12 protein-coding genes and 1 pseudogene are annotated in these 11,133 nt (G+C 43.5%); 9 read left to right on the top strand and 4 right to left on the bottom strand.

Annotation, left to right across the window (positions count from 1 at the left end; translation table 11 throughout):
• Window positions 1-801 (bottom strand): annotated as a pseudogene (locus tag E2L07_RS10475) (IS3 family transposase); the annotation flags it as partial.
• A gap of 388 nt (window positions 802-1,189) precedes the next feature.
• Here E2L07_RS10475 and rodA point away from each other — a divergent pair.
• The 3 genes from rodA to E2L07_RS10460 are packed head-to-tail and all read left to right on the top strand — an operon-like array spanning window position 1,190 to window position 3,778.
• Complete coding sequence (rodA, locus tag E2L07_RS10470) at window positions 1,190-2,386, top strand: rod shape-determining protein RodA (protein WP_134229538.1); 1,197 nt, start codon at window positions 1,190-1,192, stop codon at window positions 2,384-2,386.
• A gap of 14 nt (window positions 2,387-2,400) precedes the next feature.
• A complete protein-coding gene (locus E2L07_RS10465) occupies window positions 2,401-3,075 on the top strand; it encodes a hypothetical protein (RefSeq protein ID WP_134229537.1) in 675 nt (224 codons plus the stop codon).
• Window positions 3,062-3,778, top strand: a complete 717-nt coding sequence (locus E2L07_RS10460; protein ID WP_134229536.1) for a pseudouridine synthase — start codon at window positions 3,062-3,064, stop codon at window positions 3,776-3,778. Before E2L07_RS10465 ends, E2L07_RS10460 begins: the two co-directional genes overlap by 14 nt.
• A 93-nt stretch (window positions 3,779-3,871) precedes the next feature.
• On the opposite strand, the gene E2L07_RS10455 is transcribed toward E2L07_RS10460, so the two are convergent.
• The gene (locus E2L07_RS10455; RefSeq protein WP_041820822.1) at window positions 3,872-4,090 is read right to left on the bottom strand and encodes a DeoR family transcriptional regulator; all 219 of its coding nucleotides are present in this window, start codon (window positions 4,088-4,090) and stop codon (window positions 3,872-3,874) included.
• A 282-nt stretch (window positions 4,091-4,372) separates the two neighbouring features.
• Here E2L07_RS10455 and pepV point away from each other — a divergent pair, with 282 nt between their 5' ends.
• The gene (gene pepV, locus E2L07_RS10450) at window positions 4,373-5,770 is read left to right on the top strand and encodes a dipeptidase PepV (RefSeq protein WP_134229535.1); all 1,398 of its coding nucleotides are present in this window, start codon (window positions 4,373-4,375) and stop codon (window positions 5,768-5,770) included.
• 235 nt (window positions 5,771-6,005) lie between these two features.
• Here pepV and cysK read toward each other — a convergent pair whose 3' ends face one another.
• Window positions 6,006-6,944, bottom strand: coding sequence for a cysteine synthase A (gene cysK / locus E2L07_RS10445; RefSeq protein WP_134229534.1), 939 nt, complete (start codon window positions 6,942-6,944; stop codon window positions 6,006-6,008).
• Window positions 6,945-7,107: 163 nt separating this feature from the next.
• Here cysK and thpR point away from each other — a divergent pair, with 163 nt between their 5' ends.
• The 5 genes from thpR to E2L07_RS10420 all read left to right on the top strand — a co-directional run bounded on the left by thpR (window position 7,108) and on the right by E2L07_RS10420 (window position 10,130).
• Window positions 7,108-7,668: an RNA 2',3'-cyclic phosphodiesterase gene (thpR, locus tag E2L07_RS10440; RefSeq protein ID WP_134229533.1), complete on the top strand. Its 561-nt coding sequence runs from the start codon at window positions 7,108-7,110 to the stop codon at window positions 7,666-7,668.
• A gap of 4 nt (window positions 7,669-7,672) precedes the next feature.
• Entirely contained in the window at window positions 7,673-8,056 is a 384-nt protein-coding gene (locus E2L07_RS10435) for a CidA/LrgA family protein (RefSeq protein WP_134229532.1), read from the top strand.
• On the top strand, window positions 8,043-8,726 hold the full coding sequence (locus E2L07_RS10430; protein ID WP_053430479.1) for an LrgB family protein: 684 nt from the start codon (window positions 8,043-8,045) through the stop codon (window positions 8,724-8,726). Before E2L07_RS10435 ends, E2L07_RS10430 begins: the two co-directional genes overlap by 14 nt.
• A gap of 30 nt (window positions 8,727-8,756) precedes the next feature.
• Window positions 8,757-9,722, top strand: a complete 966-nt coding sequence (locus E2L07_RS10425; protein ID WP_134229531.1) for a nuclease-related domain-containing protein — start codon at window positions 8,757-8,759, stop codon at window positions 9,720-9,722.
• Window positions 9,723-9,794: 72 nt separating this feature from the next.
• The gene (locus E2L07_RS10420) at window positions 9,795-10,130 is read left to right on the top strand and encodes a type II toxin-antitoxin system HicB family antitoxin (RefSeq protein ID WP_010899407.1); all 336 of its coding nucleotides are present in this window, start codon (window positions 9,795-9,797) and stop codon (window positions 10,128-10,130) included.
• A 95-nt stretch (window positions 10,131-10,225) separates the two neighbouring features.
• Here the strand turns inward: E2L07_RS10420 and purU are convergent, their stop codons facing one another.
• Entirely contained in the window at window positions 10,226-11,104 is an 879-nt protein-coding gene (gene purU / locus E2L07_RS10415) for a formyltetrahydrofolate deformylase (RefSeq protein ID WP_041820819.1), read from the bottom strand.
• Window positions 11,105-11,133: the final 29 nt, after the last annotated feature.

Genomic DNA, 11,133 nt, shown 5'->3' with positions numbered 1-11,133 from the left:
TTCTTTCAGATAATTGCCAAGCAACAATTTCATTATTATATAAATCTAAAACGGCTGATAAATACACAAATTTGTCTCCGATTCGTACATATGTAATATCGGTTACTAGCTTTTCATACTGCTTTTCTGAATAAAATTCTCTGTTCAGTACGTTAGGAAATACAATAGAACCTCTACGCCCGTAGAAAGGTCTTTTCTTACGTATGACTGATTTTATTCCTAATTCCCTCATTAAACGCCGCACACGTTTATGATTTATAACCATTCCTTCTCTGGATAAAGCCCTCGTCATTCGTTTATACCCAAAGTATGGATGTCGTTTGTGAAGAGCTAAGATATGTTCCTTTAACAGAATATCCTCTTCCATGCGAATCGCTTGTTTAGAACGACTATTCCGCCATTTGTAGTATCCAGCTTTTGAAACTTCACCAATCTTAAGAAGCCACATAAGTGGGTGCTTTCTCCTTAATTTATCAATCATTTGAAACCTTTGTGCTTTTAAGACCACTCCTTCCCGTGTAGATTTGGATTGCGCTTTTTTAGGTAATCTACCTGCGCCTTCAAATAAGCATTCTCTTCTTCTAGACTGTTAAAATGCTTCTTATGCCACTTACCACGTTGGTCATCAAATGATATCTCATTTTGAACTTTCTTTACCCATTCAGCAATTTGAGCATCACTCTTAATCCCGAATCGCTCACGAAGGCGACGATAGGACCAGCCCTCCTCTAACTTTAAACGAACTACTTCTCGTTTTAATTCTTCTGTATATGTAGTATAGGTTTGTCCTTTTTTTGCCATAGAAAAATCCCCTCGCAGATAGACTATTTAAGAACATCATATCATGTTCTCTTTTTTTGATGTCTACCTGTAGGGGATAATACCACATTCACCGACAGGGAATGCTCTTTTACACTTTTATACACTTTACCCTCTGTAACAAGTTTTAACCGTGATATGAGCGTCTCGCTTTCAAAAACAAGTCACATTCCATCAAGGAAAACAGATGAAACACCGCGGAAAGTGCGGTAAAATAGAGTTACCATTCACGGGTATAGTTGGAGGACTCCTTCCCTGTCTATAAAAGGGGCTGCAGTTACTAGATCCCTTACTTTCCCATATTTGTGCTAGGATGTTTCTGCTATAATAATGAAGTGCGTTTAGTTTACGTTTGAAAGGAACAGGTCCAATGAACCAACAGAAGACACCATTTCAGCAAATTGACTATACGCTAATCTTTTTAGTCTTTTTGTTGATGTGTATTAGCTTTTTAGCGATATATAGCGGGACGACAGAGCAATATGTCGATTACGAAGAGACGGGTCGAGACTTCTTTTTAAAACGCCAAGTGATCTTTTACGTAGTCGGATTTATCGTCATGATCGGGATTATGTCGTTTGACTATGAATTGTTAAAAAACTTTTCGATTCCTTTTTATGTGATTGGTTTACTAATGCTCATTTATGTGGAACTAAACGGGGTTGTGCGAAATGGCTCACAGCGTTGGATGAATTTCTTCGGTTTTGGTCCAGAATTTCAGCCATCGGAGTTTATGAAGTTTTTTTTAATTATCGCCTTAGCCCATATGCTCTATCTACTGACGACCAATCGAACAGATAAAAGTCTAAAAGGTGACTTAGTGTTACTCGGGAAAATCCTAGCTGTCGGCATGCCGCCGTTTCTTTTGATTTTAAAGCAGCCCGATTTAGGAACAGCCTTAGTCATCGGCAGCGTCATCGCAACGATGATTCTCGTTGCTGGTATTTCATGGCGGCTAATCTTTTTATGCTTATTAGCCGTTGTTGGAGGAATTGTGACGCTTGTCTATTTACACAATTTCCATTACGAGTTTTTCTCATCGAACCTTATAAAAGCCCATCAGTTGGATCGGATTTATGGCTGGCTCAACCCGGACGAATACGCGGGGTCCTTTGCCTATCAAACGACTCAAGCGATTCTCGGTATCGGAGCGGGGCAGCTGTTCGGTTCAGGCTTTATGAATAGTGTTCAAGCGCAAAGCGCAGCCATTCCAGAATTGCACACTGACTTTATTTTTGCGGTCATCGGAGAGGAGTTCGGGTTTATCGGTGCAACGGTCTTACTCGTCGTCTTTTTCCTCATGTTTTACCGAATGGTCATTATTGCTTTAACGTGCAACAACTTGTTTGGTACTTATTTAGTATCAGGGATTATCGGCTTGTTAGTGTTCCAAGTGGTTCAAAACATTGGGATGACCGTCGGATTGTTTCCGGTCACCGGATTAGCATTGCCGTTTATTAGTTACGGAGGAACGGCATTGGTCACGAACATGATTGCAATCGGAATTGTATTAAATGTAGGGATGAGAACGAAAAATTACATGTTTCAGGCAGAGCAACAAGCATAACTGGAGGAGAGCCTATGATTCTCTTTCTTGGATCAGGGCGGCTGACGGCCGCTCTTGTTTCTTTTTTAAAGCCACGGGAAGTGAGAACAGTTGGACTATATAGTCGAAACGACCAAACTGCAAAGGAATTGGTCGATCGGTATTCATGGATACATACGGTGACGCCAGAAGCTTTCCCACAAGCAACAGATGTATTTGTCTGTTTGCCGAAGGGAGCATATGAAGCGTTTTTTGCTCAATATGGAGGCTGTTTTTCGTCCAACACACGCTTTTATTGTTTAGCGACCGCGCTTTTGAAAAAGGAGGCTCGCTCTATCATACCGACAGGAACGATCATTCTATGTAAGGTCGTTGGTCATGCACGGCAAATGATTGAGGATGAACATGCCTTGATCGTTGTTGAGAAAGAGGAGCCAACGCTCAAGCTCTGGTTTAATGAAAAAGTCACGATCACAGTAGGGGATGAAAAGGACGTCCTTCGCGTCAATACTCTTGCCACGAAGGAGACGTTGGTCTGGATTGCTTCTTTTCGGCAACAATTGCAGAAGCAACAAATTCCGGCGGATTGGCATGACCATATTTTAGAGCAAACGGTCCGTGGAGTCATTAAAGCGTATGTAAACGATGATTTGGGAGATTTTGCTAAGAGCACGATGAAACAAAAGGAGTCAGACGATGAGAATCGATAAGTTACTAGCGAATATGGGGTTCGGCTCAAGAAAAGACGTAAAAAAGCTGTTGAAAACAGGGGCTGTGCGCGTGCAAGGACAGCCGATTAAAGACCCTTCCACCCATGTGGAACCAGAATCCGAGAGCATTACCGTATATGGAGAGGAAGTAGAGTACAAACCGTATGTATACTTAATGATGAACAAGCCTAAAGGGGTCATATGTGCGACGGAAGATCTGGAACACGAAACCGTCATTGACTTGCTAGGAGAAGAAGAGCGTCATTATGAACCATCTCCAGTTGGCCGATTAGATAAAGATACGGTCGGGTTGCTACTCATTACAAATGACGGGAAATTCAACCACTGGCTCATGTCACCAAAGCACCATGTGCCGAAAACGTATCGAGCGCTTGTGGAGGGACACGTGACAGAGGAAGATGTGGGGGCTTTTTCGCACGGGGTAGTGTTAGGCGATGGCTATGTGACAAAACCGGCGACCCTTCACATTTTAGAGGCTGGGGCTCGGTCTCACATTGAACTCATTCTGACGGAAGGGAAGTTTCACCAAGTGAAGCGGATGTTTCAAGCCGTCGGCAAGCGGGTACTCGAGTTGGAACGGATAAAGATCGGAAACCTCCTTTTAGATCCTGAGCTTGCCCGAGGCGAGTACCGTGAATTGACAAAGGAGGAGATTGCTCTCTTGTTGGAGAAAAATGAATAAAGGAGGAGTGGGGTATCGATATTAAGCGTTTTCAAAAACCAATAAAAAGACGATGCCTCATGGCTCCGTCTTTTGAAAACGTTCGTTTATCATTTAAGAAACTCTGATTTTTTTATTCGTTGTTGTCCACTTTCCTCGAGAAGGACTTTCCACCAAGTCATTATACTCTAGTACATTTAAGTCTCGCTGAATCGTTCGTTGGGTGATGCCAAATTCTTCAACTAATTCATTCGTCGTGACGGTCCCCCTTTGGTGAATGTACAAATAGATGGACTTGATCCGAGTCAACATACGATCAGTTGAAGCTTTCAAAAAACCACTCCTTATACATATGTGAATGTCCTATGGTTCATTCATTGTCGAATGACAATGACATACCATATGTAGGGTTTAGAGATGCCATGGCGGTCATTGAAATGAATAACCTAGGCAACTGTTGTGTGAACATAAGAGTGTATAGCGGATATTCAATGTGTCCATGTGGTTTTGTCTACATCGGCATACTTCATTAAAACCCTATGTAGTACCATTGTACAATAATTCAAAGAAATACGCAAAGCATCGAAACGTTTTGTCAAGAGAAAAGAAAGAGAAATGAGTGATAAAATGGAAATTAATTGGCTGAAAGAAGTGAAAAATAGGCGTGATGAGATTGTTTATGAACTGCGCGAATTTTTGCAATATGACAGCGTTTATGACGAAAAAACGAGAAAAGCTGGAGCTCCATTTGGGACAAAAATTGAGGCAGCTTTGTTACATTTATTAAACTTAGGTAAAAAGGCAAACTTTTCTGTGAAAAATCTTGAAGGCTATGCAGGTTACATCGAAATGGGACAAGGTGAAGAATCGGTTGGGATTCTTTGTCACATTGACGTCGTTCCTCCGGGAGAAGGGTGGTCGTCACCTCCTTTTGCGGCGGAGATTCAAAATGATCGAATCGTGGCAAGAGGCGCTCTTGACGATAAAGGTCCGACGATTGCCGCTTTTTTTGCGATGCGGATCATCCATGAGCTGAATTTATCGATCAAGCGCCGTGTTCGTTTAATCATCGGCACTGACGAAGAACGGAATTGGGAGTGTGTCGATTTTTATTTTCGTCATGAAGAAATGCCAACAGTAGGGATTGTCCCAGATGCTGATTTTCCGATTATCGTTGCAGAAAAAGGGGTTCTCGATGTCGAAGTCTCGATCCCCTTCCATGATACGAGTGAGCATCCGGTTCGCTTGCAAACATTTTATGCAGGAGAGCGGCTAAATATGGTACCGGATCGAGCGATTGCTTCGCTCATCTGCTCACATGAATCGACAGAAGCGATCAAGGCGAGCTTCGATCATTTTATAGAGGAACATCAATTAGAGGGAAAGGCGAAAGCTGAGAATGGATTGCTTATGCTAACTTTAGAAGGAAAGTCAGCTCATGGCTCCACACCTGAGAAAGGGATTAACGCAGCCGTAAAGCTCGCCCAATTTCTTCATCACGTGGATGGATTATCCGATCCGTTTATTCAGTTTATTAGCGAACATCTAAGGGAGACGAACGGCGCCGGCCTGTCCATCGCTTGTTCTGATGACGTTTCCGGCCCGCTCACGATAAACGCGGGTAGATTCGCCTATACATATGGGGAAACAGGGACGATCGGCGTGAACATACGCTATCCGGTAACAGTGGATGTCGAGACTTTTTTGGCTGGATTACAAGCGCATAATCATAGGATCATGAACCATCTGAAGCCTAGCTATGTGGAGAAGGATCACCCATTGATTCGAACATTGCAGACTGTCTATAAGCGACAAACGGGAGAAGAAGCGACATTATTGGCCATTGGAGGCGGGACGTATGCGCGCGCATTAAAAACGGGTGTCGCATTTGGACCACTATTTCCAGGCGAGGAAGATACGGCCCATCAAAAAGATGAATCAATCAGCATCGATCAATTGCTACGGGCGACGGCTTTATATGCTGAAGCGATCTATGAATTGGCAAGTCAATAATGTGAAACTTCATTCAACGGGGATTTTCTTCTTTCATCGTCACAGGAAGTTAGCCTAAGCGGGCACGCTGTAGGTCACATAGACGTACCCGAGGGCGTAATGGCTTTGGTTCGCAGTTCCCCACAAAGTCGCCGTCTTAAAGTGAAAGTCTAAGGACCGGTTATACAAAATAAAAACTCGCCAACTGGCGAGCGAATCGAGGAGACAAGGGCAACTGTGCCTATATCTCCTGTCTTTATTGACTTTCAAAATCAAACAGGTCGGTAGATAAATAACGTTCCCCAGTATCACACGCGATACAGACAACGACTTCATCTGGAGCTAAGCGCGCGGCCACCTTCATCGCCGCATAGCAAGCCGCACCTGATGAAGGACCGACTAAGATTCCTTCCAGGCGAGCAAGATTTCGCGCAGCTTCATATGCATCTTCATCCTTGATTTTATCAATCACATCATAAACGTCTTGGTTTAAAATCGGAGGTACAAAGCCGGGGCTGGTCCCAACTAGTTTATGTGGACCTGGCTTTCCTCCTGAGAGAACGGGGGATCCGAACGGCTCAACGACATGGATCTCTACGTTTGGATAAAACTTTTTCAACTCTTCTCCTGTTCCCGTAATCGTACCACCCGTACCAGAGGCAGCAACAAAGGCGCTTAACTTTTTACCGATGGAATCAAGGGCTTTCTTGATTTCCACAGCGGTCGTGAAACGGTGAGCATCAGGGTTTGCCGAATTCTCAAATTGCATCGGCATAAAACTATTCGGGATTTCTCTTACTAATTCATGGGCTTTTTCGATAGCCCCCGGCATTTTCTTTTCTCCTTCGGTCAGTACAACCTCTGCCCCGTAGGCCTTTAATAGGTTGATTCGCTCCTCTGACATTGTATCAGGCATGGTAAGAATGGCCCGATAGCCTCTCGCCGCAGCATTCATTGCAAGACCAATGCCTGTGTTTCCACTTGTTGGTTCAATGATCGTGGAACCTGGCTTAAGATAGCCGTCCTTTTCCGCTTGGACAATCATTTGATAGGCTGCTCGATCTTTTACGCTCCCACTTGGGTTAAACATCTCCATTTTCAAATAAACGGCAGCTCCCTTTGGGTTCGGCAAGCGATTAAGCCGAACCAAAGGTGTGTCACCGATGAGCTCGGCAATATTATTTACGATCTTCATGTTGTGTCCCTTCCTTCTTACACCTTTTTCTTTCCTAAGTGTATCATAGACGAATCGGTTATTCCCACTGATTGGATAGGAATAGTTGAAACAAAACGCCCCCTTTTTTGATGGGAAAGTGGTATAATAAGTCATGAATCTTAAGTAGACAACAGGTGATGTTATGACTCACACGCACTATTTTCTAGCGATTTCATTGCCAGACGAAATAAAGAAACAATTGGATACGTTTGTACAGAGGCACAAGCAAAGCCTTCCGTTTAAAAAGTGGACTCACCTTGAAGATTACCATATTACACTCGTGTTTCTTGGCGCTCAGCCTCATGATCGTCTCGAACGCCTTGTCACTGCTTGCCAAAAGCTTGGTGAACATATTACTTCGTTCCCGATTCAGCTCGAAGGTCTTTCGACGTTTGGTCAAGAGGAGAGACCTAGAATTTTTTGGGCGGGGGTGCGTGATTCGGCTGAGCTGTCTGCCTTCCAGCAGGCGGTCAAAACGTGCTGTCAGCAGGAAGAAATTTCGGTAGAGCGGCGCCCATATCGCCCCCATGTAACGCTGGCGAAAAAGTGGATAGGTAAGGGAAGCTTTAAAGAAGTAGCAAGCGAGGTGTCTCAACCACCTGCTCGTCTGCTTCATGTGACATCTTTTCACCTCTATCGCTCCCACATAGGAAAAACCCCTTCGTATGAAATCATCGAGAGCTTTCCATTAAGGGGGCAATGAGCAGATGAGGGTGGTACACATCCTACTTCAAGTAGGAATACTTTATGGCTTTTATCTTGTTGGCTCATGGATTCAGAAATCCTTTGAACTGATCGTTCCAGGGAGCATAATCGGGATGGTTTTACTTCTTATCGCCTTAGCCATTAAGGCGATTTCTCCAAAGTGGATCGAGCAAGGGAGCATGCAACTGTTGCTCTTGATGCCGATGCTGTTTCTTCCAGTAACGGTAGGGATTATGGAATACTGGCACATGTTCCATGGAAGCGGATTTTGGCTACTTATCATCGCATTTGTGAGCACGATTCTTGTTTTTATCATATCCGGTTGGATAACACAATGGCTCATTGTATGGAAGACAAAGGGGATCGATAAACATGATCACCTCTAGTTTTGGAATCATTGTTACCGTGATTATTTATTTTCTTACCGTGAAGTTACACAAAAAAGTAAACAACCCGTTGACATTGCCGATATTAGTAGCGACGGGATGCATCATTGCGTTATTACTTTTGACCGATATTTCGTATAAAACGTATTACAGTAGTGCGAAATGGATTGAACATTTACTAGGTCCAGCTGTCGTTGCTTTAGCTTTCCCGTTATACAAACAGTTCAAACGCTTAAAATCGTATTTTGTCCCGATTACGATTGGGATTTTCATCGGTGCTATCGTTGGCGTTGGCTCGGGGGTTCTAATGGCCAAACTGCTTGGCTTTGACGAGCAACTGATTGCTTCCGTTGCCCCAAAGTCGATTACGACTCCTGTTGCAATGGAAGTGGCTCAATCCTTAGGTGGCATTCCGCCAATTGCTGCCCTATTTGTAATGGTAGCAGGGATTGGTGGTGCGGTTTTATGTACCGTTCTCTCAAAGATCAGTGGAATTCATCATCATATAGCAAAAGGGGTGTCCATTGGCACAGCCTCACATGCCATTGGCACAGCGAAAGCAATGGAAGATCACCCTCAAGAAGGAGCCGCTAGCACGTTGGCGATGAGTATAAGTGCCATGCTAGTAGCAGGCTTACTACCGTTACTTCAAATACTGCTAGCAAACTAAAAAATTCGTAACCAGAGTGGAGGTGGGCTGGTGGCTCAGCTTATCAAACTAGATGAATACGCATCTCGGTATGAGTATGATTTGAAGCGATATACGAGTCAGTTTACCCGGTTAAAGCGCGAAAAATGGTACTACCTAGAAAATGAGTGGAGACAGCGTCAGCTCGTAGAAAGTGAACCGAACGACGAGCTAGATGACGAGGATACTGACTGGTTCGCAACGGAACCGAATAAGTTTGTCCAACTGTTTCAAAAAATGAAGCGAAAAATGTATACGAAAGAGGCGGAACTGCTTGAGGAGGACTTGGATGAAGAAGAGAAGCAACTCCCTTCATTTCCAGCTACTCTCGAAGCATTGAAGCAGCAATTTTTGGAGGAAACATTTCATTCCCAATTGCGCTGGGCTAGCACCTCTTTACTTGAAGAATCACGCATGCATCCAAAATACAAATGGGACGAATGGCTACGAACGTTCGTAACGCAAATTCCGGACAATTATCTCCTCATGTACAAGCCTGTTTTTTTTATTAAAAATGCGCCGATCCAACTTGATATCGTACTGTTAAGTCCGACTGAAGTATATTGTATTACGTTGCTAGAAGGGACGAAAAATAGCGTATTTTCCGTAAGCTCTGAACGCTTTTGGCTCGAGTATATCGAGAAAAAGCAGAAAAAAAGACTAAGTCCTCTCATCACCTTGAATCGAACGACTAGTTTGGTTGGTCCCATACTAAAAAAAGCGGGGAGCACTCTACCGGTCAAAAAGGTCGTACTGGCTACTGATGGATTTTTTGACCTTCAAGCCCAAGGCCATTCGGTTGAGTATATCGATAAACGCCGGATTGCCTCATGGATGGAGAAGCTAAAGCGTCATTCGTCCCCATTGAAAAAAAATCAAGTCATGGCGGCAGAAGCTCTACTGGCTCACTGCCAGACGGTTGCGATTCCTAGAGAGCCAGATGAAGAGATTCTTATCGATGAGGAGCCATTGAAATAGCACAGGAAAATCAGTATAATGGGTAAGGCTGTATAGTAGAAAAACAATGAGAGAACAACTGAGGGGATATGAATGGCCGACACTCGTTTAACACCTTTGGGTGGATTAGGACCTGATGCGTTTTCATGGAGAATTTCCCGCCCTTTTGATTGGTCTGGTAGCCAAGGGTATACGATCGAGCTAGAAGAACTTGAGGGCTGTCTTAGCTATGGTTCCACGATCCGTGAAGCGAAAAAAGGACTGACGGAAGCACTTGGTGGTTGGGTCCGAAAGCACGGAGAAAGGGCGTTACCAGAAGTCGAAGATGGGGCGCAAATCATTTATTTGGAGCCACCTATGTCGATTGAAGAATTTGATTGGATAAATGATGAATTACGTGTATTTGCTGAAAAAACGATCCGTGGATAACGCAGGATCGTTTTTTTTACCTCTGTAACGGAGAAGGGATGTCCACTTCCATGACAAAAGCCCGCCTTTTGCATGCAAAAGGCAGGCTCGACTAATCACGAAAACACAACTGTTTTGTTGCTGTAAACGATAATTTTATCTTCGAGGTACCAATTGACCGCACGGGCCAGCACCACACGTTCAACGTTACGACCAGCCACTCTTAATTGAGGAACGGAGTAACGATGATTGACACGAAGAACATCCTGCTCAATAATTGGCCCCTCGTCCAAATCATCTGTCACAAAGTGAGCTGTGGCTCCTATTAGCTTTACGCCCCGCTCAAACGCCTTTGCATATGGATTGGCTCCGATAAAAGCGGGCAAGAATGAATGGTGAATATTAATGATTTTATCTTTAAACGTATCGACAAAATGCGATGAAATGATTTGCATATAGCGCGCCAAAACGATGACATCAATATTATATTGATGAAGAAGCTCAATTTGTTTTTGTTCGGCTTCTGCTTTTCTTTCCTTCGAAACCGGAATATGATAATAAGGGATTCCATAACCTTCAACAACATCTCGTAATTCATCGTGGTTGCTAATGACGAGTGGAATGTCACAGATGAGCTCATTTGAGTGCCATTTCCATAATAGCTCAAGTAAGCAGTGGTCTTCTTTTGAGACGAAGATCGCCATACGTTTTTTTCTTGATGCTTGTTCCATGCGCCAGTTCATTTTATATTCGGCAGCAACATCCGTAAAGGCTGTTTTTAACGCTTCAAATGTAATCGAATCGTTATTTTGATCAAATTCAACCCTCATAAAAAAACGTCCGCCTTCAGGATCGGTAGAATATTGATCGGATTGCACAATGTTGGCACCGTGATGGTTTAAAAATGTTGAAATCGCCGCAACAATTCCTGGCTGATCATGACAAGAAATGAGTAGGCGAATACGCTTTTTCATAACACTTTCCATAAAAAACATCCTCCTATGAACTTGTAAAACAATCTAAC

The sequence above is a fragment of the Halalkalibacterium halodurans genome (genome assembly GCF_004376175.1).
In the GTDB taxonomy this organism is placed as follows: Bacteria; Bacillota; Bacilli; order Bacillales; family Bacillaceae_D; genus Halalkalibacterium; species Halalkalibacterium halodurans.
Note: the sequence above shows the minus strand (reverse complement) of the source record. Positions and strands in the feature narration are given on the sequence as shown.

What these genes read in the sequence shown, in the direction of transcription:
- E2L07_RS10420 (WP_010899407.1), top strand. Translation starts at nt 9,795, where the DNA reads ATGGCCGACACTCGTTTAACACCTTTGGGTGGATTAGGACCTGATGCG.
- thpR (WP_134229533.1), top strand. Translation starts at nt 7,108, where the DNA reads ATGACTCACACGCACTATTTTCTAGCGATTTCATTGCCAGACGAAATA.
- E2L07_RS10430 (WP_053430479.1), top strand. Translation starts at nt 8,043, where the DNA reads ATGATCACCTCTAGTTTTGGAATCATTGTTACCGTGATTATTTATTTT.
- purU (WP_041820819.1), bottom strand. Translation starts at nt 11,104, where the DNA reads ATGTTTTTTATGGAAAGTGTTATGAAAAAGCGTATTCGCCTACTCATT.
- rodA (WP_134229538.1), top strand. Translation starts at nt 1,190, where the DNA reads ATGAACCAACAGAAGACACCATTTCAGCAAATTGACTATACGCTAATC.
- pepV (WP_134229535.1), top strand. Translation starts at nt 4,373, where the DNA reads ATGAGTGATAAAATGGAAATTAATTGGCTGAAAGAAGTGAAAAATAGG.
- E2L07_RS10465 (WP_134229537.1), top strand. Translation starts at nt 2,401, where the DNA reads ATGATTCTCTTTCTTGGATCAGGGCGGCTGACGGCCGCTCTTGTTTCT.
- E2L07_RS10435 (WP_134229532.1), top strand. Translation starts at nt 7,673, where the DNA reads ATGAGGGTGGTACACATCCTACTTCAAGTAGGAATACTTTATGGCTTT.
- cysK (WP_134229534.1), bottom strand. Translation starts at nt 6,944, where the DNA reads ATGAAGATCGTAAATAATATTGCCGAGCTCATCGGTGACACACCTTTG.
- E2L07_RS10460 (WP_134229536.1), top strand. Translation starts at nt 3,062, where the DNA reads ATGAGAATCGATAAGTTACTAGCGAATATGGGGTTCGGCTCAAGAAAA.